The 22,396-nt window shown below is 67.6% G+C and carries 22 protein-coding genes and 1 tRNA gene; all 23 read left to right on the top strand.

Translation table 11 applies throughout. The features are described 5' to 3' along the window. The first annotated feature begins 24 nt into the window (after positions 1-24). A complete protein-coding gene (locus tag KA711_14220) occupies positions 25-1,191 on the top strand; it encodes a pyridoxal phosphate-dependent aminotransferase (GenBank protein MCM0610125.1) in 1,167 nt (388 codons plus the stop codon). Between the two features lie 158 nt (positions 1,192-1,349). Further along, positions 1,350-1,619, top strand: a complete 270-nt coding sequence (gene rpsO / locus KA711_14215; GenBank protein MCM0610124.1) for a 30S ribosomal protein S15 — start codon at positions 1,350-1,352, stop codon at positions 1,617-1,619. 153 nt (positions 1,620-1,772) lie between these two features. Then, the gene (gene pnp, locus KA711_14210) at positions 1,773-4,085 is read left to right on the top strand and encodes a polyribonucleotide nucleotidyltransferase (protein MCM0610123.1); all 2,313 of its coding nucleotides are present in this window, start codon (positions 1,773-1,775) and stop codon (positions 4,083-4,085) included. Between the two features lie 32 nt (positions 4,086-4,117). Continuing rightward, entirely contained in the window at positions 4,118-5,116 is a 999-nt protein-coding gene (locus KA711_14205) for an NAD(P)H-quinone oxidoreductase (GenBank protein ID MCM0610122.1), read from the top strand. Positions 5,117-5,144: 28 nt separating this feature from the next. Then, the gene (gene tpiA, locus KA711_14200) at positions 5,145-5,891 is read left to right on the top strand and encodes a triose-phosphate isomerase (GenBank protein ID MCM0610121.1); all 747 of its coding nucleotides are present in this window, start codon (positions 5,145-5,147) and stop codon (positions 5,889-5,891) included. A gap of 43 nt (positions 5,892-5,934) precedes the next feature. Next, the gene (secG, locus tag KA711_14195; GenBank protein ID MCM0610120.1) at positions 5,935-6,327 is read left to right on the top strand and encodes a preprotein translocase subunit SecG; all 393 of its coding nucleotides are present in this window, start codon (positions 5,935-5,937) and stop codon (positions 6,325-6,327) included. Positions 6,328-6,451: 124 nt separating this feature from the next. Further along, positions 6,452-6,536: transfer RNA gene (locus tag KA711_14190), tRNA-Leu, on the top strand. 154 nt (positions 6,537-6,690) lie between these two features. Further along, positions 6,691-7,050 (top strand): NADH-quinone oxidoreductase subunit A, encoded by a 360-nt coding sequence (locus tag KA711_14185; protein MCM0610119.1) that lies wholly within the window; start codon positions 6,691-6,693, stop codon positions 7,048-7,050. 40 nt (positions 7,051-7,090) lie between these two features. Continuing rightward, positions 7,091-7,567, top strand: coding sequence for an NADH-quinone oxidoreductase subunit B (locus KA711_14180; GenBank protein MCM0610118.1), 477 nt, complete (start codon positions 7,091-7,093; stop codon positions 7,565-7,567). 22 nt (positions 7,568-7,589) lie between these two features. After that, a complete protein-coding gene (locus KA711_14175; protein MCM0610117.1) occupies positions 7,590-8,189 on the top strand; it encodes an NADH-quinone oxidoreductase subunit C in 600 nt (199 codons plus the stop codon). Positions 8,190-8,300: 111 nt separating this feature from the next. Next, complete coding sequence (locus tag KA711_14170; GenBank protein ID MCM0610116.1) at positions 8,301-9,554, top strand: NADH-quinone oxidoreductase subunit D; 1,254 nt, start codon at positions 8,301-8,303, stop codon at positions 9,552-9,554. Next, complete coding sequence (locus KA711_14165; protein MCM0610115.1) at positions 9,554-10,042, top strand: NAD(P)H-dependent oxidoreductase subunit E; 489 nt, start codon at positions 9,554-9,556, stop codon at positions 10,040-10,042. Before KA711_14170 ends, KA711_14165 begins: the two co-directional genes overlap by 1 nt. Beyond that, the gene (gene nuoF, locus KA711_14160; protein ID MCM0610114.1) at positions 10,039-11,388 is read left to right on the top strand and encodes an NADH-quinone oxidoreductase subunit NuoF; all 1,350 of its coding nucleotides are present in this window, start codon (positions 10,039-10,041) and stop codon (positions 11,386-11,388) included. The genes KA711_14165 and nuoF overlap by 4 nt, the downstream gene beginning before the upstream one ends. Before the next feature lie 4 nt (positions 11,389-11,392). Then, complete coding sequence (locus tag KA711_14155; GenBank protein ID MCM0610113.1) at positions 11,393-13,735, top strand: NADH-quinone oxidoreductase subunit G; 2,343 nt, start codon at positions 11,393-11,395, stop codon at positions 13,733-13,735. Continuing rightward, the gene (nuoH, locus tag KA711_14150) at positions 13,735-14,808 is read left to right on the top strand and encodes an NADH-quinone oxidoreductase subunit NuoH (protein ID MCM0610112.1); all 1,074 of its coding nucleotides are present in this window, start codon (positions 13,735-13,737) and stop codon (positions 14,806-14,808) included. Before KA711_14155 ends, nuoH begins: the two co-directional genes overlap by 1 nt. Positions 14,809-14,821: 13 nt before the next feature. Beyond that, positions 14,822-15,319 (top strand): NADH-quinone oxidoreductase subunit NuoI, encoded by a 498-nt coding sequence (gene nuoI, locus KA711_14145; GenBank protein ID MCM0610111.1) that lies wholly within the window; start codon positions 14,822-14,824, stop codon positions 15,317-15,319. Positions 15,320-15,428: 109 nt separating this feature from the next. After that, entirely contained in the window at positions 15,429-16,073 is a 645-nt protein-coding gene (locus KA711_14140; GenBank protein MCM0610110.1) for an NADH-quinone oxidoreductase subunit J, read from the top strand. Continuing rightward, entirely contained in the window at positions 16,070-16,405 is a 336-nt protein-coding gene (gene nuoK, locus KA711_14135) for an NADH-quinone oxidoreductase subunit NuoK (GenBank protein MCM0610109.1), read from the top strand. Before KA711_14140 ends, nuoK begins: the two co-directional genes overlap by 4 nt. 4 nt (positions 16,406-16,409) lie before the next feature. Continuing rightward, positions 16,410-18,443, top strand: coding sequence for an NADH-quinone oxidoreductase subunit L (gene nuoL, locus KA711_14130; protein MCM0610108.1), 2,034 nt, complete (start codon positions 16,410-16,412; stop codon positions 18,441-18,443). Positions 18,444-18,479: 36 nt separating this feature from the next. Beyond that, complete coding sequence (locus KA711_14125) at positions 18,480-19,958, top strand: NADH-quinone oxidoreductase subunit M (GenBank protein MCM0610107.1); 1,479 nt, start codon at positions 18,480-18,482, stop codon at positions 19,956-19,958. A gap of 7 nt (positions 19,959-19,965) precedes the next feature. Then, entirely contained in the window at positions 19,966-21,444 is a 1,479-nt protein-coding gene (nuoN, locus tag KA711_14120; GenBank protein MCM0610106.1) for an NADH-quinone oxidoreductase subunit NuoN, read from the top strand. Positions 21,445-21,454: 10 nt separating this feature from the next. Continuing rightward, the gene (locus KA711_14115) at positions 21,455-21,775 is read left to right on the top strand and encodes a DUF2818 family protein (protein MCM0610105.1); all 321 of its coding nucleotides are present in this window, start codon (positions 21,455-21,457) and stop codon (positions 21,773-21,775) included. A 7-nt stretch (positions 21,776-21,782) separates the two neighbouring features. Next, positions 21,783-22,394 carry an NUDIX hydrolase gene (locus tag KA711_14110; GenBank protein MCM0610104.1) on the top strand — a complete coding sequence of 204 codons (612 nt, stop codon included), beginning with the start codon at positions 21,783-21,785 and terminating at the stop codon, positions 22,392-22,394. Positions 22,395-22,396: the final 2 nt, after the last annotated feature.

Here is a 22,396-nt window from a genome sequence, read left to right as displayed (position 1 = left end):
GCCCTCAAGAAACGAGCCCGCATGATCCGCGCTGCCATCGAGCAACTGCCCGCCAGCCTGATCCGTGAGGTGGCCAACGCCGGCCTGGGCCGGACCGACGTGCTGCCTTTCTGGTTCGGCGAGAGCGACGAGGTCACGCCCGAGCCCATCCGCGCAGCGGCGGCCGAGTCGCTGGCGCGGGGCGAGACCTTCTACTCGCACAACCTCGGGCTGCCCGAGCTTCGCGAGGCCATCGCCGCCTACGCCACGGCGTTGCACCGGCCGGTGGCGGCCTCGCGCATCGCCGTCACCTCGGCCGGTGTGAACGCGCTGATGCTGGCCATGCAGATGCTGCTGGGCGCGGGTGACGAAGTCGTGGCCGTGGTGCCCGTGTGGCCCAACCTCACCGCGCAGCCGGCGATCCTGGGTGCCCGGGTCACCCGCGTGGCGCTGGCGCCCGACGACCAGGGTGCCTGGCGGCTGGACCTGCCCGCGCTGCTGGCGCGCGTGACGCCGGCCACGCGCGTGCTGCTGGTGAACGCGCCCAACAACCCGACCGGGTGGACGCTCGGTGCGGCCGAGCAGCAGGCGATGATCGAGCACTGCCGGCGCACCGGCACCTGGATCGTGGCCGACGAGGTCTACGAGCGGCTGGTCTTCGACGTGCCGGCCGGTGGCGCCGCGCCGAGCTTCCTCGACCTGGCCGGGCCCGACGACCGCGTGGTGGTGGTGCACAGTTTCAGCAAGAGCTTCCTGATGACGGGCTGGCGCCTGGGCTGGCTGGTGCTGCCCGAGGCGGCGATGCCGGCCATGGGGCGGCTGCTGGAGTTCAACAGTTCTTGCGCGCCGGTGTTCGTGCAGCGCGGCGGCCTGGCGGCGCTGGCGATGGCCCACACGCTGGTGCCCCGCGTCGTGGCCCACCTGCGGCTGTGCCGCGACCGGCTCGTCGGCGGCCTGCAGGTGCTGCCGGGCGTGCGGGTGGCCGCGGCACCGGGCGGGCTGTACGCCTTCTTCCGCGCCGAAGGCCACCCGCTGGCCGGCGATTCGCTGGCCCTGGCACGGCACCTGGTGACCGCCCACGGCCTGGGCCTGGCCCCCGGCGCCGCCTTCGGACCGGAAGGCGAAGGCTGGCTGCGCTGGTGCTTCGCCTCTCGCGACCCGGACCGGCTGGACGACGGACTGGCGCGTCTTCAGGCAGCCCTCGTGCCATAATCGACGGCTTTCCGGCTCACGGCCGGGAAGCGCACGGCGCCGGTCGGTTTCACTGGCGTTCGCAAGTAGACCCACGGAAACCTCTCTCGGTGGCGAGCCGGCCTGGCACGCCCCTGGGGCGGTTTCCAGCCAGCACGGCCACCACACAGGAAATCGACATGCCCCTGACCACCACCGCCACCGCCGACATCGTCAAGGTCCACGCCCGTGGCGCTTCCGATACCGGCAGCCCCGAAGTGCAGGTCGCGCTGCTTACCGCGCGCATCAACGAGCTCACGCCGCACTTCAAGCAGCACCTGAAGGACCACCATGGCCGCCGCGGCCTGCTGAAGATGGTCAACCAGCGCAAGCGCCTGCTGTCCTACCTGAAGGACAAGGACGCCGACCGCTACACCGCGCTGATCGCCAAGCTCGGCCTGCGCAAGTAAGAGTTCCCACGGGGGCTGCCGATGGTTCGGCGCCCCCTGTCACCGTTTACCCAACCCAGGGCCGCAAGAGCTGTGTCATTCCAACGGCATCTCCACGAGGGGTCTCACTGGAATGGCATTGCGCTGCCCACCTCCTAACCAGGAAGACATCGCATGAGCCTGTTCAACAAGGTCACCAAGACGTTCCAGTGGGGCCAGCACACCGTCACGCTGGAAACCGGCGAGATCGCCCGCCAGAGCACGGGTGCCGTGCTCGTCAGCATGGACGACACCGTGGTGCTGGCCACCGTCGTCGCCAAGTCCGAGGCCAAAGCCGGGCAGGACTTCTTCCCGCTCACCGTCGACTACATCGAGAAGACCTACGCCGCCGGCAAGATCCCCGGCAGCTTCTTCAAGCGCGAAGGCCGCCCGAGTGAGCTGGAGACGCTGACCAGCCGCCTGATCGACCGCCCGATTCGCCCGCTGTTCCCGGACGGCTTCTTCAACGAGGTGCAGGTCGTCGTGCACGTGCTGAGCCTCAACCCCGAGGTGCAGGCCGACATCGCCGCCATGATCGGCACCAGTGCCGCGCTGGCGATCAGCGGCATCCCGTTCAACGGCCCCATCGGCGCCGCGCGCGTGGGCTACATCAACGGCGAGTACGTGCTGAACCCCGGCCAGACGCAACTGGCCGACAGCAAGATGGATCTCGTCGTCGCCGGCACCGAGGCCGCCGTGCTGATGGTGGAGTCGGAAGCCGACCAGCTGAGCGAGGAAGTGATGCTCGGCGCCGTGGTCTTTGGCCACGACCAGGGCAAGATCGCCATCAACGCCATCAACGAGCTGGTGCGCGACGCCGGCAAGCCCGAGTGGCAGTGGCAGGCCCCGGCCAAGAACGAGCCCTTCATCGCCAAGGTCAGCGAGCTGGCCGAGGGCCCGCTGCGCGCGGCCTACCAGATCCGCAGCAAGCAGGCCCGCACGCAGGCCTGCCGCGAGGTCACGAGCAACGTCTTCGCGGCGCTCAAGGCCGAGGGCATCGAGTTCGACAAGGTCGAGGTCGAGGGCCTGCTGTTCAACATCGAGAGCGCCATCGTGCGCGGCCAGATCCTGGCCGGCGAGCCGCGCATCGACGGCCGCGACACGCGCACGGTGCGCCAGATCGAGATCCGTACCTCGGTGCTGCCGCGCACCCACGGCTCGGCGCTGTTCACGCGCGGCGAGACGCAGGCGCTCGTCGCCGCCACGCTGGGCACCGAGCGCGATGCGCAGCGCATCGACGCGCTGGCGGGCGACTTCGAAGACCGCTTCATGCTGCACTACAACATGCCCCCGTTCGCCACCGGCGAGACCGGGCGCGTGGGTTCGCCGAAGCGCCGCGAGATCGGCCACGGCCGTCTGGCCAAGCGCGCGCTGGTGGCGGTGCTGCCGAGCAAGGAAGAGTTCCCGTACACCCTGCGCGTGGTCAGCGAGATCACCGAGTCCAACGGCTCGAGCTCGATGGCCAGCGTCTGCGGCGGCTGCCTGAGCCTGATGGACGCCGGTGTGCCCCTGAAGGCGCACGTGGCCGGCATCGCCATGGGCCTGATCAAGGAAGGCAACCGCTTTGCGGTGCTGACCGACATCCTGGGTGACGAAGATCATCTGGGCGACATGGACTTCAAGGTGGCCGGCACCAACGGCGGCATCACGGCCCTGCAGATGGACATCAAGATCCAGGGCATCACCAAGGAGATCATGCAGGTGGCGCTGGCGCAGGCCAAGGAAGCGCGCCTGCACATCCTCTCCAAGATGGTCGAGGCCGTGGGCGGCGCCAAGGAAGAGGTGAGCAAGTTCGCCCCGCGCCTGTACACGATGAAGATCAACCCGGAGAAGATCCGCGACGTCATCGGCAAGGGTGGTGCCACCATCCGCGCGCTGACCGAGGAGACGGGCTGCACCATCGACATCGGCGAGGACGGCACCATCACCATCGCCAGCACCGAGGCCGAGAAGGCCGAGTACGCCAAGAAGCGCATCGCCGAGATCACGGCCGAGGCCGAGATCGGCAAGGTCTACGAAGGCCCGGTCACCAAGATCCTGGACTTCGGCGCGCTCGTGAACATCCTCCCCGGCAAGGACGGCCTGCTGCACATCAGCCAGATCGCGCACCAGCGTGTCGAAAAGGTCGAGGACTTCCTGAAGGAAGGCCAGGTCGTGCAGGTCAAGGTGCTCGAGACCGACGAGAAGGGCCGCATCAAGCTCAGCATGAAGTCGTTGCTCGAGCGGCCCGAGGGCATGCCGGAAGAGGCCCCGCGCGAGCGCTTCAGCCGCGACCGCGACGATCGGCCGCGTCGGGACCGTGAGGACCGCCCGCGCCGCGAGCGCAGCGACCGTGACGATCGCCCGCGCCGCGATGCCGCGCCGGCCGAGGGCGGCCAAGGTGGCCCGGGCGATGCCCCGGCCGCCGACGCCGCGCCCGCTGCCGAGCCGCCGAAGCAGCCGGAGTGACACGGTTCATGGGTGCAGCGGCCAGCGCCGGCATGCGCGCCTTCGAGATCGCCCAGCCGGGCGGTCCGGAGGTGCTGCGCGCCTGCACGCGGCCGCGGCCCGAGCTGAAGGCCGGCGAGCTGCTGATCGCCGTGCAGGCCAGCGGCATCAACCGGCCTGATGTTCTGCAGCGCAAGGGCCTGTATCCCATGCCGCCCGGCGTGAGCGACCTGCCGGGCCTGGAAGTGGCCGGCACCGTGATCGCCGGTGACGCGGCCGAGCTCGCCGCGGCCGGCCTGGCCGTGGGCGATGCGGTCTGCGCGCTGGTGGCGGGCGGTGGCTACGCCGAGGTCTGCACCGCGCCGGTGGGCCAGTGCCTGCCGGTGCCCACGGGGCTGACGATGGTGGAGGCGGCGAGCCTGCCCGAGACCTTCTTCACCGTCTGGCAGAACGTGTTCCAGATCGCGCGCCTGCAGCCCGGCGAGACGCTGCTGGTGCAGGGCGGCTCCAGTGGCATCGGCGTCACCGCCATCCAGCTGGCCAAGGCGCTGGGCGCACGGGTCATCGTCACCGCCGGCAGCGACGAGAAGGTGGCGGCCTGCGTGGCGCTGGGCGCCGACCACGGCATCAACTACCGCACCCAGGACTTTGCCGAGGAAACCCGGCGCGTGACCGCTGGCCGCGGCGCCGACGTGGTGCTGGACATGGTGGCTGGCGAGTACGTGCTGCGCGAGCTGAAGTGCCTGGCCGAGGACGGCCGGCTGGCCATCATCGCGACGCAGGGTGGCAACGGCGGCGCCTTCGACGCGGGCCTGGTGCTGCGCAAGCGCCTCACCGTGACCGGTTCCACGCTGCGCCCGCGCAGCATCGCCTACAAGACCCACATCGCGCGCGAACTGCGCACGCACGCCTGGCCCTGGCTCGAGGCCGGCCGCGTGCGGCCCGTGATCCATCGTGTGTTCCAGGCCGCCGAGCCCGGCGCCGCGGCCGACGCGCACGCGTTGATGGAGTCCGGCACGCACATCGGCAAGCTCGTGCTGAGCTGGGCCTGACCCCGTGTCGAACCCGGGAACCGCCGCCATGCCCCTCCGTCGCAAGCTCGTCGTCGGCAACTGGAAGATGCACGGCAGCCGCGCCACCAATGCCGATCTGCTGGCGCAGGTGCTGGCCGCCCGGCCCTTTGGCTGCGACGTGGCCGTGTGCACGCCCTTCGTCTACCTGGCCGACACCGCCATCGCACTGGCCGCGAGCGACCTGCGCTGGGGCGCGCAGGATGTGTCGGCCCACGCGCAGGGCGCCTACACCGGCGAGGTGTCGGCCGCGATGCTGCAGGAGCTGGGCTGCCGCTACGTGCTGGTGGGCCACAGCGAGCGCCGCGCCTACCACGCCGAGAGCGACGCGCTGGTGGCCGCCAAGGCCCAGGCCGCGCTGGGCCGCGGCGTCACGCCCATCGTGTGCGTCGGCGAGACACTCGGCGAGCGCGAGGCGGGCGCCACGGCCGAGGTCGTCAAGCGCCAGCTCTCCGTCGTCATCCACCAGCTCGCGCACTGCGCGGCCGAAATGGTGGTGGCCTACGAGCCCGTGTGGGCCATCGGCACCGGCCGCACCGCCACACCAGCGCAGGCGCAGGAGGTCCACGCGCTGCTTCGCGCTCAGCTGCAGGCCGCCACCGGCCGCGGTGACGCGATGCGCATCCTCTACGGCGGCAGCGTCAAGGCCGACAACGCGGCCGAGCTCTTCGCGCAGCCCGACATCGATGGCGGCCTCATCGGCGGTGCCTCGCTGAAGGCGGCCGACTTCATCGCCATCGTGCGCGCTGGCGGCTGACGCCGCCGCTGCCTTCTTCGAGTTCCAACGCTTCCGATCCATCATGCAAATCTGGTTGACCCTCCTGCTGGCCCTGCAAGTGATCACGGCGATCGTGATGATCGGCCTCGTGCTGGTGCAGCACGGCAAGGGCGCCGACATGGGCGCCTCGTTCGGCAGCGGCGCTTCGGGCAGCCTCTTTGGCGCCAGCGGCAGCGCGAACTTCCTGTCGCGCTCGACGGCCGCCTGCGCCACCGTGTTCTTCGTGTGCACGCTGGCCATCACCTACCTCAGCTCCACCGGCAAGGTCGCGCGCTCGACACCGGGTGGCAGCGTGCTCGACGCGCCGCTGCCCGCAGCCAGTGTGCCGGGCGCCATCCCGGGTGCGATCCCGGCCGCGCCGGCCGCACCGGGGGCGGTCCCGGCGCAGCCTGCCGCGCCCGCGGCCTCGCGGTGACGGGGTGTCGCGAACGAGGGGAAACCCCCTCGTTTGTGGCTAGAATGCGCGGCTGTCCGGGGAGCCAGTTCCTCACGCAAACCGGGCGGCAAAGACGCTAGACGGACCCTCCCGAGGGCACCGTGCCGACGTGGTGAAATTGGTAGACACGCTATCTTGAGGGGGTAGTGGCGAAAGCTGTGCGAGTTCGAGTCTCGCCGTCGGCACCAGGTCCTCAGAACGGTCCGTTGCAGCACCGGTTACGCATCATCAGCGCGCCCAGTGCCTTGAGCCTCTCGCAGTCTTCAAGGGGGCCCTTCAAGGTCAATCTGAAGGCGCGCTTTTTCTTGGCCGTGTTTTGGCTGACGTTGGATTGACACCGCGATGGACCTCCAAGCCTACCTGCCCGTGATCCTGTTCATCCTGGTGGGCATCGGCGTTGGCGTGGCGCCGCAGGTGTTGGGCTTCATCTTCGGCCCCAACCGGCCCGACGCGGCCAAGAACAGCCCCTACGAGTGCGGCTTCGAGGCCTTCGAAGACGCGCGCATGAAGTTCGACGTGCGCTACTACCTCGTGGCCATCCTGTTCATCCTGTTCGATCTCGAGATCGCCTTCCTCTTCCCGTGGGCGGTGTCGCTGCACGACATCGGGGCGTCAGGCTTCTGGGCCATGATGATCTTCCTGGCCATCCTCGTGGTCGGTTTCATCTACGAGTGGAAGAAGGGTGCCCTCGATTGGGAGTGACGGGCAATGAACGTCGGCGGTCAGCAGTCGGAGCAGCAGCATGGGCATTGAAGGCGTTCTGAAGGAAGGCTTCGTCACCACCTCGGTCGACAAGCTCGTCAACTGGTCCAAGACGGGTTCGCTGTGGCCGATGACCTTCGGCCTCGCGTGCTGCGCCGTGGAGATGATGCATGCCGGTGCCGCGCGTTACGACATCGACCGCTTCGGCATGCTGTTTCGCCCGAGCCCGCGCCAGAGCGACCTGATGATCGTCGCCGGCACACTGTGCAACAAGATGGCGCCGGCGCTGCGCAAGGTCTACGACCAGATGGCCGAGCCGCGCTGGGTGCTGAGCATGGGCTCCTGCGCCAACGGCGGCGGCTACTACCACTACAGCTACAGCGTCGTTCGTGGCTGCGACCGCATCGTGCCGGTGGACGTCTATGTGCCCGGCTGCCCGCCCACGGCCGAGGCGCTGCTCTATGGCATCCTGCAGCTGCAGGCCAAGATCCGCCGCGAGAACACCATCGCGCGCTGACCCTGGTGCCCGGAAGTACCCGATGACCCTGAAGCTCGACACCCTGCAGGCGACGCTCACGAGCGTGCTCGGCGATGCCGTCACTGCGCTGAAGCGCGACCGCGGCGAGATCACGATCACCGTGCCGGCGGCCCGCTGGCCCGACGTGGCGCGCAGGCTGCGCGATGACCCGCAGCTTCGCTTCGAGCAGCTGATCGACCTGGCCGGCGTCGACTGGTCGGAGTACCGCAACGAGGGTACCGAAGGCCCACGCTACTCCGTGGTCTCGCACCTGCTCTCGGTCAGCCTGAACTGGCGCCTGCGCGTGCACGTGCACTGCCCCGACGACGACCTGCCCGCCGTGCCGTCCATCAACGAGGTCTGGAACGCCGCCAACTGGTTCGAGCGCGAGGCCTTCGATCTCTTCGGCATCCTCTTCGAGGGCCACGAGGACCTGCGCCGCATCCTCACCGACTACGGCTTCATCGGCCACCCGATGCGCAAGGACTTCCCGGTCAGCGGCCACGTCGAGATGCGCTACGACGCCGAGACCAAGCGCGTGATCTACCAGCCCGTGACCATCGAGCCGCGCGAGAACGTGCCGCGCGTGGTGCGCGAAGACAACTACGGCGGATTGTCATGAGCCCCCAAGCTCACTTCGTTCGCTACCCCCCGAGGGGGCCGTTCGCCGACGGCCCGGCAGAGCCGGATCCGTGGCTTCTGCTTGATGGCCGCTACCCGCGCCTGAGCTTCCATGGCTGAGATCAAGAACTACACCCTGAACTTCGGGCCCCAGCACCCGGCCGCGCACGGCGTGCTGCGCTTGGTGCTCGAGCTCGACGGCGAGGTCATCCAGCGCGCCGACCCGCACATCGGCCTGCTGCACCGCGCCACCGAGAAGCTGGCCGAGCAGAAGACCTACATCCAGAGCCTGCCCTACATGGACCGCCTCGACTACGTGTCGATGATGGCCAACGAGCACGCCTACTGCCTGGCCATCGAAAAGCTGCTGGGCATCGAGGTGCCCGAGCGCGCGCAGTACATCCGCGTCATGTACGCCGAGCTGACAAGGCTGCTCAACCATCTGCTGTGGCTGGGCTGCCATGGCCTCGACTGCGGGGCCATGAACATCCTCATCTACTGCTTCCGCGAGCGTGAGGACATCTTCGACATGTACGAGGCGGTGTCGGGCGCGCGCATGCACGCGGCCTACTTCCGCCCGGGCGGCGTCTACCGCGACCTGCCCGAGCGCATGCCGCAGTACCAGGTGAGCCGCATCAAGAACGAGAAGGCCATCAAGGCGCTCAACGCCAATCGCCAGGGCAGCCTGCTGGACTTCATCGACGATTTCTGCCAACGCTTTCCGAAGAACGTCGACGACTACGAGACCCTGCTCACCGACAACCGGATCTGGAAGCAGCGCACGGTGGGCGTGGGCGTCGTGAGCCCGGAGCGCGCGCTGAACCTCGGCTTCACCGGCGCGATGCTGCGGGGCAGCGGCATTGCGTGGGATCTCCGCAAGCAGCAGCCCTACGACGTCTACGACCGCATGGACTTCGATGTGCCCGTGGGCGTGAACGGCGACACCTACGATCGCTACCTCGTGCGCGTGGAGGAGATGCGGCAGAGCAACCGCATCGTCAGGCAGTGCGTGGACTGGCTGCGCGCCAACCCCGGCCCTGTGATCACCGACAACCACAAGGTGGCGCCGCCCTCGCGCGTGGACATGAAGTCCAACATGGAGGAGCTGATTCACCACTTCAAGCTGTTCACCGAGGGCATGCACGTGCCCGAGGGCGAAGCCTACGCCGCGGTGGAGCACCCCAAGGGTGAGTTTGGCATCTACATCGTGAGCGACGGGGCCAACAAGCCCTACCGGCTGAAGATCCGCCCGCCCGGCTTCGTGCACCTGGCCGCGCTCGACGAGATGGCACGCGGCCACATGATCGCCGACGCGGTGGCAATCATTGGCACGATGGACGTCGTGTTTGGCGAGATCGATCGATGATGCATTTGAGCGATGCCACGAGAGCACGGTTCGACCGTGAGGTGGCGAAGTACCCACCCGAGCAAAAGGTCTCGGCCGTGATGGCCTGTCTGGCCATCGTGCAGCAGGAGCAGGGCTGGGTCAGCACCGAGGCCGAGGACGCGATCGCCGCGTACCTGGGCATGCCACCGATTGCGGTGCACGAGGTGACGACCTTCTACAACATGTACAACCAGCAGCCGGTGGGGCGCTTCAAGCTCAACGTCTGCACCAACCTGCCGTGCGCGCTGCGCGATGGCGAACAGGCGCTGCAACACGTGTGCAAGCGGCTGGGCGTCGAGCCCTACGGCACCACGGCCGACGGCACCTTCACCGTGCAGCCCAGCGAGTGCCTGGGCGCCTGCGCCGACGCGCCGGTGATGCTGGTCAACGACCGCCAGATGCTCAGCTTCATGACCAACGAGCGCCTGGACGAGCTGCTCGATTTCCTGAAGGCGCAGCCCCAATGAACCCCACGCTCGACCTGTCGAAGTTCCAGGCCAAGGGCACGGAGAGCTGCTTCCACGACCGCCACATCGGCGCGCAGATCTACGCGGGGCTGGATGGTCGCAACTGGCGCTACGCCGATTACGTGGCGCGTGGCGGCTACTCGGCGCTGAAGAAGATCCTCGGCCTGGACGGCGGCCCGGGGATGACGCAGGATCAGGTCATCGCCGAGGTCAAGGCCAGCGCGCTGCGCGGCCGCGGGGGCGCAGGCTTCCCCACGGGCCTGAAGTGGAGCTTCATGCCGCGCGCCTTTCCGGGCGCGAAGTACCTGGTGTGCAACTCCGACGAGGGCGAGCCCGGCACCTGCAAGGACCGCGACATCCTCGCCTACAACCCGCACATCGTCATCGAGGGCATGGCCATCGCCGCTTATGCGATGGGCATCAAGACGGGCTACAACTACATCCACGGCGAGATCTTCGAGATCTACGAGCGCTTTGAGCAGGCGCTGGACGAGGCCCGCACCGCCGGCATGCTGGGCGACCGCATCGGTGGCAGCGACTTCTGCTTCCAGCTGCACGCCTTCCACGGCTTCGGCGCCTACATCTGCGGCGAAGAGACCGCGCTGCTCGAAAGCCTCGAGGGCAAGAAGGGCCAGCCGCGCTTCAAGCCGCCGTTCCCGGCGAGCTTCGGCCTCTACGGCAAGCCCACCACCATCAACAACACCGAGACCTTCGCCGCGGTGCCGTGGATCATCAACCACGGCGGCCAGGCCTACCTCGAGTGCGGCAAACCCAACAACGGCGGCACCAAGATCTTCAGCGTGGTGGGCGACGTCAACAAGCCCGGCAACTTCGAGATCCCGCTGGGCACGCCGTTTGCCAAGCTGCTGGAGCTGGCCGGCGGCGTGAAGGGCGGCTCGCTCAAGGCCGTGATCCCCGGTGGTTCGTCGGCCCCGGTGCTGCCCGCGAACATCATGATGGACCTGACGATGGACTACGACGCCATCGCCAAGGCAGGCTCCATGCTGGGCTCGGGCGCGGTCATCGTCATGAACGACACCCGCTGCATGGTGAAGAGCCTGCTGCGCCTGTCGTACTTCTACCAGCACGAGAGCTGCGGCCAGTGCACGCCCTGCCGCGAGGGCACGGGCTGGCTGTGGCGGGTGATCCACCGCATCGAGCACGGCCAGGGCCGGGCCGACGACCTGGCGCTGCTCGACAGCGTGTCGGCCAACATCAAGGGTCGCACGATCTGCGCCTTGGGTGACGCCGCCGCCATGCCGGTTGAAGGCATGCTCAAGCATTTCCGCGACGAGTTCGCGCACCACATCGAGCACAAGACCTGCGCTGTGCCGCAGACCGCGTAGCACCATGGCCGAGCTCCACATCGACGGCAAGACCGTCACGGTTCCCGACGGCAGCGTGGTCATGCACGCGGCCGATGCCGCCGGCATCTACGTGCCGCACTTCTGCTACCACAAGAAGCTGTCCATCGCAGCCAATTGCCGCATGTGCCTGGTCGACATCGAGAAGATGCCCAAGCCCATGCCGGCCTGTGCCACACCGGTCACCAACGGCATGGTGGTGCGCACCAAGTCCGACAAGGCGGTCAAGGCGCAGCAGTCGGTGATGGAGTTCCTGCTCATCAACCATCCCCTGGACTGCCCCATCTGCGACCAGGGCGGCGAGTGCCAGTTGCAGGATCTGGCGGTGGGCTACGGCGGCGGCGCCAGCCGCTACGCCGAGGAAAAGCGCGTCGTCGAGCACAAGGACGTCGGCCCGCTGATCAGCATGGAAGAGATGTCCCGCTGCATCCACTGCACCCGTTGCGTGCGCTTCGGCCAGGAGGTGGCCGGGGTGATGGAGCTGGGCATGATCCACCGCGGCGAGCACAGCGAGATCACCACGGTCGAAGACCGCACGGTCGACAGCGAGCTGTCGGGCAACATGATCGACATCTGCCCGGTCGGCGCCCTCACGAGCAAGCCCTTCCGCTACAGCGCGCGCACCTGGGAGCTCAGCCGTCGCAAGTCGGTCTCGCCGCACGACAGCACCGGCGCCAACCTCGTTGTGCAGGTCAAGGCCGGCACCGTGATGCGCGTGGTGCCGCTGGAGAACGAGGACGTCAACGAGTGCTGGATCGCCGACCGCGATCGCTTCAGCTACGAGGCGCTGAACGGGCCCGCTCGGCTGCAGCAGCCGATGATCAAGCAGGGCGGGCAGTGGCAGGCCGTCGACTGGACCACCGCGCTGCGCTACGTGGCCCAGGGCCTCAAGCGGGTGAAGTCCGAGTTCGGCAGCGCGCACATGGGCGCGCTGGCGCACCCGATGGCCACCGTGGAAGAACTGCACCTGCTGGCCAAGCTGATGCGCAGCCTGGGCAGCGAAAACATCGACCACCGCCTGCGCCACGCTGACTTCGGCAACGCCGCGCCACCGGGCAAGGCGCGCTGGCTGGGCCGTTCGATAGCAAGTCTGGCGACGCTGGACCGTGCCTTCGTCATCGGCAGCTTCCTGCGCAAGGACCACCCGCTGTTCGCACAACGCCTGCGCCAGGCCGCGAAACGCGGCGCGCGCATCGCCAGCCTGAACGCGGTGCATGACGACTGGGCGCTGCCGGTGACCGCCACGCTCACCGCCGCGCCGTCGCAGTGGCTGCAGCAGTTGGCCGACGTGGCCGCGGCCGTCGCGCGGCTGGCCGGCGTGCCGGCGCCGCTGCCTGCCACCCCCGGCCCCCATGCGCAAGCGGTGGCCGAGCTGCTGGCCAGCGGCGCGCACAAGGCGCTGCTCCTGGGCCACGCCGCTGCGCAGCACCCTCAGGCTGCGCAGATCCTGGCCGTGGCGCAGTGGATCGCCGCGCAGACGGGGGCCACCGTGGGCTACTTGGGCGAGGGCGCCAACGCCGTCGGCGCGCAACTCGTCGGCGCGCTGCCCGGCCCGGGGGGCCTGAACGCCGCTCAGATGCTGACGCAGCCCATGAAGGCGCTGCTGCTGCTGAACACCGAACCCTTGCTCGACGGCGCCGACGCCACCGCCACGCAGGCCGCGCTCTCGCAGGCGGGCCTCGTGGTGGCGATGACGCCCTTCTTCGACGGACCCGAAAGCGCCCTGGGCCAGGCAGCCGACGTGCTGCTGCCCACGGCGCCGTTCACCGAGACCGGTGGCAGCTTCGTCAACGCCGAGGGCAGGCTGCAGGCCTTCCACGGCGTCATCAAGCCGCTGGGCGAAACGCGCCCGGGGTGGAAGATCCTGCGCGTGCTGGGCAACCTGCTGGGCCTGTCGGGGTTTGGGCAAGAAAGCTCCGAGGCGGTGCGCGCCGAGGCGCTGGGCGACACGGCCGAGCTCGCCAGGCGTCTGGACAACGGCAGTGTGGTCGAGCCCTCGCCCGCTGCGCTGCGTGCGGCCCCGGAAGGCCTGGAGCGCATCGCCGACGTTCCCATCTACGCCACGGACATGATCGTGCGCCGCGCGAGCTCGCTGCAGCTCACGGCCGACGCGCGCGAGCTGGTGGCGGGCATCCCGCCTGCGTTGTGGGCCCGGTTGGGCCTGGTCGAGGGCGACCGCGTGCGCATCACGCAAGGTGAGGGCATGGCGGTGCTCGCCGCACGCTGCGACGACACGCTTGCCGCCACCGCCGTGCGCGTGGCTGCCGGTCACGCGGTCACGGCGGCCCTGGGTGCCATGTTCGGCACCCTCACCGTGGAGAAGGCCTGATGTTCGAGCCGCTGCACGCCGCCGCCAACGCGGCCCTGGGCCCCACGCTGTGGCTCGTGATCTGGACGCTCATCAAGATCGTCGCCGTCGTGCTGCCGCTCATGGGCTGCGTCGCCTACCTCACGCTGTGGGAGCGCAAGGCCATCGGCTGGAGCCAGATCCGGCCGGGCCCCAACCGCGTGGGCCCCTACGGCCTTCTCACACCCATCGCCGATGCCGTGAAGCTGATCTTCAAGGAGATCGTTCGCCCGACGGCGGCCAACAAGCCGCTGTTCTTCCTCGGCCCCGTCATGACCATCATGCCCGCGCTGGCGGCGTGGGCTGTGGTGCCGTTCGGGCCTGATCTCGCGCTGGCCAACATCAACGCCGGCCTGCTGTTTCTGATGGCCATCACGAGCCTGGAGGTCTACGGCGTCATCATTGCCGGCTGGGCCAGCAACTCGAAGTACGCCTTCCTGGGCGCGCTGCGCGCGTCGGCCCAGATGGTGAGCTACGAGATCGCCATGGGCTTTTGCCTCGTCGTCGTGCTCATGGTGTCGGCGAGCATGAACCTGTCGGACATCGTGGCGCAGCAGCAGCGCGGCCACTTTGCCGACATGGGGCTCACCTTTCTCAGCTGGAACTGGCTGCCGCTGCTGCCGATCTTCGTGATCTTCTTCATCGCCGGCCTGGCCGAGACCAACCGCCACCCCTTCGACGTGGTCGAGGGCGAAAGCGAGATCGTCGCCGGCCACATGATCGAGTACTCGGGCATGAGCTTCGCGATGTTCTTCCTGGCCGAGTACGCGAACATGATCCTCGTCAGCACGATGACCGTGCTGCTGTTCCTGGGCGGCTGGTCGTCGCCGGTGGGCTTTCTGCCGGATACCGGAGCCTGGGGCTGGTTCTGGTTCGCGGCCAAGGTCTTTGTCGTCGTCACCATGTTCCTGTGGGTGCGCGCCACCTTCCCGCGCTTCCGCTACGACCAGATCATGCGGCTGGGCTGGAAGGTCTTCATTCCGATCACCTTGATCTGGCTGGTCGTGGTGGGCCTGTGGATGCAGACGCCTTTCAGCGTGTTCAAGCCCCTCTGATGGAGACCCAGCGATGAGCACCCTAACCGCGGTCAAGGATGTGCTGTCCAGCCTCATGCTGGTCGAACTGTTCAAGGGCCTCAGGATCACCGGCAAGCATTTCCTGTCGCCGACGATCACCGTGCAGTTTCCCGAAGAAAAGACGCCTCAAAGCCCGCGCTTCCGCGGCCTGCATGCGCTGCGCCGCTACGAGAACGGCGAGGAGCGCTGCATCGCCTGCAAGCTCTGCGAGGCCGTGTGCCCGGCGATGGCCATCACCATCGAGAGCGAGGTCCGCGCCGACGGCACCCGCCGCACCAAGCGCTACGACATCGACCTCACGAAGTGCATCTTCTGCGGCTTCTGCGAGGAAAGCTGCCCGGTCGACAGCATCGTCGAGACACACCACTTCGAGTACCACGGCGAAAAGCGCGGCGACCTTTACTTCACGAAGGACATGCTGCTCGCGGTGGGCGACCGCTACGAGAAGGACATCGCTGCCGCCCGTGCCGCCGACGCGAAGTTCCGTTGATTTCCATCCCAATCGGTGACTAGAAACAATCCATTCGGGCTGAGCCTGTCGAAGCCCCGCTTCGAACACAGCCCTTCGACAGGCTCAGGGCGAACGGGTGTCTGACTCGATGAACTCCATCACTGCCCTCTTCTACGTCTTTTCGGCGGTCCTGCTGTTCGCGGGCTTGCGGGTCATCACCGCGCGCAGCACCGTGCACGCGGCCCTGTACCTGGTGCTGGCCTTCTTCAGCGCGAGTTGCCTGTGGATGCTGTTGCGCGCCGAGTTCCTGGCCATCGCCCTGGTGCTGGTGTACGTGGGCGCGGTGATGGTGCTTTTCCTGTTCGTGGTGATGATGCTCGACATCAATTCCGACGCCTTTCGAGACGGCTTCTACAAGCACCTGCCGGTGGCCGGCTTTGTGGGCGCGCTGATCGCGCTGCAGATGGCGCTGGTGCTCATGCGCGGCTTCCAGGGGGGCGCACCGGCGCCGACGGCGCGCGAGATCGAGATCGGCAACACCCGGCTTCTGGGCATCGAGATCTACACCGATTACCTGTATCCGCTGCAGCTGGCCGCTGTGCTGCTGCTGGTGGCCATCATCGCCGCGATTGCCCTGACGCTGCGCGAGCGCAAGGACAGCAAGCACATGAACCCGGGCGAACAAGTCAAGGCCAAGAAGGCCGACCGCGTGCGCCTGGTCAAGATCGCGCCGACGGTCGAGCAGCCTTCAGCACCCGATGCTGCGCCCAGGCAGGAAGGAAGCGCGACATGACGGCCACACTGGGCGGCCTCACGCTGGGCCACTTCCTCAGCCTCGGCGGCATCCTGTTCGCGCTGTCGGTGGCGGGCATATTCCTGAATCGCCGCAACCTGATCGTGCTGCTGATGGCCATTGAGCTGATGCTGCTGGCCGTCAATCTGAATTTCATCGCCTTCTCGCACTTCCTGCCCCTGGAGGCCGACCGCATGGCCGGGCAGGTGATGGTCTTCTTCATCCTCACGGTGGCCGCAGCCGAGTCGGCCATCGGACTGGCGATCCTGGTCGTGCTGTTCCGCAACCGCGCGTCAATCAACGTCGAGGAACTCGACGAACTGAAGGGTTGACGCGATGGCTTCAACACTCTCGCAAGGGCTGCTGCTCACCGTGCCGCTGGCGCCACTGGCCGGCGCCATCATTTCCGGCCTGGCCGGCAAGTGGGTGGGCCGCCGAGGCGCCCACTTCTTCACCATCCTGGGCGTGTTCGTCGCCTTCGTCTGCTCGTGCGTGGTGCTCGCGCAGGTGGCGAACGGCGCGCGTTTCAATGCCACGCTCTATGAGTGGATGGTGTTGGGCAAGCTGGTCATGGAGGTCGGCTTCCTGGTCGACGGCCTGACGGCCATGATGATGGTGGTGGTGACCTTCGTGAGCCTGATGGTGCATGTCTACACCATCGGCTACATGGACGGCGACCCGGGCTACCAGCGCTTCTTCAGCTACATCAGCCTGTTCACCTTCAGCATGTTGATGCTGGTGATGAGCAACAACTTCCTGCAGCTGTTCTTCGGCTGGGAGGCCGTGGGCCTGGTGAGCTACCTGCTGATCGGCTTCTGGTTCAAGAAGCCCACGGCGGTTTTTGCCAACATGAAGGCTTTTCTCGTCAACCGCGTGGGCGACTTTGGCTTCATCCTGGGCATCGGCCTGATCGCCGCCTACGCCGGCACCCTGAACTACGGCGAGGCCTTTGCCAAGGCCGGCGAGCTGAGCAAGCTGCAGTTCCCCGGCACCGATTGGCAGCTGCTCACCGTGGCCTGCATCTGCCTGTTCGTGGGCGCCATGGGCAAGAGCGCGCAGTTTCCGCTGCACGTGTGGTTGCCCGATTCGATGGAGGGCCCGACCCCGATCTCGGCGCTGATCCACGCCGCCACCATGGTGACGGCCGGCATCTTCATGGTCGCGCGCATGAGTCCGCTGTTCGAGCTGTCCGACACGGCGCTCAACCTCGTGCTCGTCATCGGCGCGATCACGGCGCTGTTCATGGGCTTCCTGGGCATCATCCAGAACGACATCAAGCGCGTCGTCGCCTACTCCACGCTCAGCCAGCTGGGCTACATGACGGTGGCGCTGGGCCTGAGTGCCTACAGCGTGGCCGTGTTCCACCTGATGACGCACGCCTTCTTCAAGGCGCTGCTGTTCCTGGCCGCCGGCAGCGTGATCATCGGCATGCACCACGATCAGGACATCCGCAACATGGGCGGCCTGCGCAAGCACATGCCCATCACGTGGATCACCGCGCTGCTGGGCAGCCTGGCGCTGATCGGCACGCCGCTGTTCGCTGGCTTCTACAGCAAGGACAGCATCCTGATCGCGTCGCACCACAGCACGCTGCCAGGAGCCACCTTCGCGATGTGGGCCGTCTACATCGGCGTGTTCGTCACGGCCTTCTACTCGTTCCGGATGTACTTCCTCGTCTTCCACGGCGAGGAGCGCTTCCACCACAAGCCCTTCCCGCCGCCGTCACACGAGGACAGCGACCACGCCCACGGCCACGACGACGACCACGCAGACCACACGCCGCACGAGTCGCCCTGGGTGGTGACGGCACCGCTGATCCTGCTGGCCGTGCCCTCGGTGGTGATCGGCTACATGACGATCCAGCCGCTGCTGTTCGGCGAGTTCCTCAAGGACGCGATCACCGTCAACACGCAGGCCCACCCGGCCATCGCCGAGCTGGCCAAGATGTTCCACGGCCCCGTGGCCATGGCGTTGCACGGCGTGGTGACGGTGCCGTTCTGGCTGGCGCTGGCCGGTGTCGTCACGGCCTGGGTCTTCTACCTGAAGGCACCGCATATCCCGGCCGCCATCGACCGCGCGCTGAAGCCCGTGCGCACCGTGCTCGAGAACAAGTACTACATGGACTGGTTCAACGAGAACGTGCTGGCCGCCGGTGCGCGGGCACTGGGGACGGGCCTCTGGAAGGGCGGCGACCAGGCCGTGATCGACGGCGCCATCAACGGCTCGGCGCGAGGCATCGGTGGTCTGGCCGGCGTGCTGCGCCAGGCGCAGACGGGGCGCCTGTACACCTATGCGCTGGTGATGCTGCTGGGCATCTTCGCGCTGCTCACCTGGCAGCTCTGGCCGTTCTTCAGCGGCTACCTGCGCTGAGCCGCCAGGCCACAACAAGAACCACAGGACGTCGAGATGGGTTTGCTGAGTATCGCGATCTGGCTGCCGGTGGCCTTCGGTGCCCTGCTGCTGGCCGTCGGCCGCGACGAGAACGCGGGGGTGGTGAGGGCGATCGCGCTGGTGGGCGCGGTGGCCTCGTTCGTGGTGACGTTGCCGCTGATCGCCGGCTTCGACACCACCGGCGCCGGCATGCAGTTCGTCGAGAAGCTGCCTTGGATCGAGCGCTTCAACGCGCACTACCACCTCGGCGTCGACGGCCTGAGCCTGTGGTTCGTGCCGCTCACGGCCTTCATCACCGTGATCGTGATCATCGCTGGCTGGGAAGTGATTCAGGAGCGGGTGGCCTCCTACATGGGCGCCTTCCTCATCCTCAGCGGCCTGATGATCGGCGTGTTCTCGGCGCTCGACGGCCTTCTGTTCTACGTCTTCTTCGAGGCCACGCTGATCCCGATGTACATCATCATTGGCGTCTGGGGTGGGCCCAACCGCGTCTACGCGGCCTTCAAGTTCTTCCTGTATACGCTGCTCGGCTCGTTGCTGATGCTCATCGCGCTGGTGTACCTTTACTTCAAGAGCGGCGGCAGCTTCGACATCCTTGGCTGGTACAAGCTGCCGCTGCCGCTGGATGCGCAGACGCTGCTGTTCTTTGCCTTCTTCGCGGCCTTCGCGGTGAAGGTGCCGATGTGGCCGGTGCACACCTGGCTGCCCGACGCCCACGTCGAGGCGCCCACCGGCGGCTCGGTGGTGCTGGCGGCCATCATGCTCAAGCTTGGCGCCTATGGCTTCCTGCGCTTCAGCCTGCCGATCGCGCCCGACGCCGCGCGCGAGTGGGACTGGTTCATCATCACGCTCAGCCTCGTGGCCGTGCTCTACATCGGGCTGGTCGCGCTGGTGCAGCAGGACATGAAGAAGCTCGTGGCCTACAGCTCCATCGCACACATGGGCTTCGTCACCCTGGGCTTCTTCATGTTCAACGAGCTCGGCGTGGCCGGCGGCATCGTGCAGATGATCAGCCACGGCTTCGTCTCGGGCGCCATGTTCCTGTGCATCGGCGTGCTCTACGACCGCGTGCACAGCCGCGAGATCGCCAGCTACGGCGGCGTGGCCAACACCATGCCCGTGTTCACGGCCTTCGCGGTGCTGTTCGCCATGGCCAACTGCGGCCTGCCGGGCACCGCCGGCTTCGTCGGAGAGTGGATGGTGATCCTGGGCGCCGTGCAGTACAACTTCTGGATCGGCCTGGCTGCCGCCACGACGCTGGTGTTCGGTGCTGCCTACACGCTGTGGATGGTCAAGCGCGTGTACTTCGGCGACGTCGCCAACGACGACGTCAAGGTGCTGAAGGACATCAACGGCCGCGAGTTCCTGATGCTCGCCATCCTCGCCGTCGCCGTGCTGTGGATGGGCCTGTACCCCAAGCCCCTGACCGATGCGATGAACCCCGCGGTCACCGAGCTGCTGCGCCACGTGGCGGTTTCCAAGATCCCGGGCTGACGAGAACATGAACGCGATGAACTGGACCGTCGTCCTGCCCGAGATCGTGCTGCTGGTGGCCGCCTGCGCTGTGCTGCTGGTCGACCTCTTCTCCCGGCATCCCACCCGCGGCACCACCTTCTGGCTGACTCAGGCCTCGATCGCGGCTTTTGCACTGCTGCACCTCGAGGCGCTGCAGGATGGCCGCACCGAGTACGGCATGGGCCAGATGGTGGTGGTCGATCCCATGGGCCACCTGCTGGCCTTCTTCGCGGCCATCGCGGTGATGATCACGCTGGCCTACGCACGCCCCACGCTGGCTGCGCGAGACATGCTCAAGGGCGAGTTCTTCACCCTCACGCTGTTCGCGCTGCTGGGCATTGCCGTCATGTGCTCGGCGAACAACTTCCTCGTCGTGTACCTGGGCCTGGAGCTGATGAGCCTGAGTCTGTATGCGTTGGTGGCGCTGCGGCGCGACCATGCCCTCAGCACCGAAGCGGCGATGAAGTACTTCGTGCTGGGCGCGCTCGCGAGCGGCTTCCTCCTCTACGGTCTGAGCATGATGTACGGTGCCACCGGCACGCTCGAGATCCCGAAGGTGTTCGAGCGCATCGCTGCCGGCGGCATCAACAAGGAGGTGCTGGTGTTCGGCACCGTCTTCGTGGTGGCAGGGCTGGCGTTCAAGCTGGGCGCCGCGCCCTTCCACATGTGGGTGCCCGACGTCTACCAGGGCGCCCCGACGGCGGTCACGCTGCTGATCGGCGGCGCGCCCAAGTTCGCGGCCTTCGCCATCACCATCCGGCTGCTCGTCGAGGGCATGCTGGGCCTGGCGGTGGACTGGCAGCAGATGTTCATCGTGCTCGCGGTGGCCAGCCTGGCGGTGGGCAACATCGCGGCCATCGCGCAGAGCAACCTGAAGCGCATGCTGGCCTACAGCACGATTGCGCAGATGGGCTTCATCGTGCTGGGCCTGAGTGCCGGCGTGGTGAGCGGCAACACGCTGTCGGCGGCCAACGCGTACAGCTCGGCCATGTTCTACCTCGTGAGCTACGTGCTCACCACGCTGGGGACCTTCGGCCTGATCATGCTGCTGTCGCGCCAGGGCTTCGAGAGCGAGCAGGTGGCCGACCTCTCCGGTCTGGCCAGGCGCTCGCCCTGGATGGCTGGGGTGATGACGGTGTTCATGTTCTCGTTGGCGGGCGTGCCGCCGATGATCGGGTTCTTCGCCAAGCTCAGCGTCATCCAGGCCCTGGTCACCACCAACGTCATGCTCTACATCGTGCTGGCGGTGGTGGCGGTGCTGTTCTCGCTGATCGGCGCCTTCTACTACCTGCGCGTCGTCAAGGTCATGTGGTTTGACCCCCCCAACCTGGGCGCCGTGCCCCCGCAGGGCCAGGGCGTGACGGCGCTGCTGGCGCTCAACGGGGCCGCGGTGCTGGTGTTCGGCCTGTTTTCGGGTGGGCTGATGGCGCTGTGCCGCGACGCCATCCAGCGTACGCTGAGCTGACCGCGCCCTCGTGAACCACGCCGCCGAAGTCTGGGCCGTCGTCCTCGGGGCCTTGGTCCTGGCGAACCTGCCCTTCGTCAACGAGCGCCTGTTCATCGTCGGCCCGCGCCGCAATCCCAAGGTGCTGGGCTGGCGGCTGCTCGAACTGCTCCTGCTCTACGGCGTCGTCCTGGGCCTGGGCTGGCTGGTCGAGGACCGCATCGGGCGGCGCCATGTTCAGGGCTGGCAGTTCTACGTCACCATGGGTGCGCTGTTCCTCACCTTCGCGTCGCCGGGCTTCGTCTGGCGCTACCTGCGCCGTGGCCACCGGGGCGCCGCAGCCGACGCCTGAGCGGCCGATGGCAGCGCCCGCCGACGCGCATCTGCGCGAAGCCAGGCTCGCGGGCGAAACGCTGCTGTCCGGGGGGTTTCTCAGGGTTTGCCGAGACACCGTGCGCCTGCCCGATGGATCCACCGCCACGCGGGAGTACATCCGGCATCCGGGCGCCGTGGCGGTGATTCCCCTGCTGGACGACGGCGCCGATCCTGCCGTCGTGCTGGTGCGTCAGCACCGCTACCCCATAGACCGTGTCTTGCTCGAATGGCCGGCAGGCAAACGCGATGCCGGGGAAGCCACCATCGCCTGCGCCCGCCGCGAACTGCTCGAGGAGACCGGCTTCACGGCCCGTGAGTGGGCCTGGGCCGGCTGGATCCACAATGCCGCCGCCTACAGCAGCGAGGGCATCGCGCTGTGGTTTGCCCGCGGTCTCGTGCCCGGGCCGGCGCAGCCCGATGCCGGCGAATTCGTCGAAACGGTGACGATGCCCCTGTCGGCGCTGGCCGCGCTCGATGCGCGAGGCGAACTCACCGACGTCAAGACCCTGGTCGGGCTGCATTGGCTGCAGGCGGCATTGACCGGGCATCGAGCATGGTCCTGGGCGAGCGAAGCCGAGGCGCGCGACGTAGCATGACG

The organism is Ideonella sp. WA131b (assembly GCA_023657425.1).
Classification (GTDB): domain Bacteria; phylum Pseudomonadota; class Gammaproteobacteria; order Burkholderiales; family Burkholderiaceae_C; genus Rubrivivax.
Note: the sequence above shows the minus strand (reverse complement) of the source record. Positions and strands in the feature narration are given on the sequence as shown.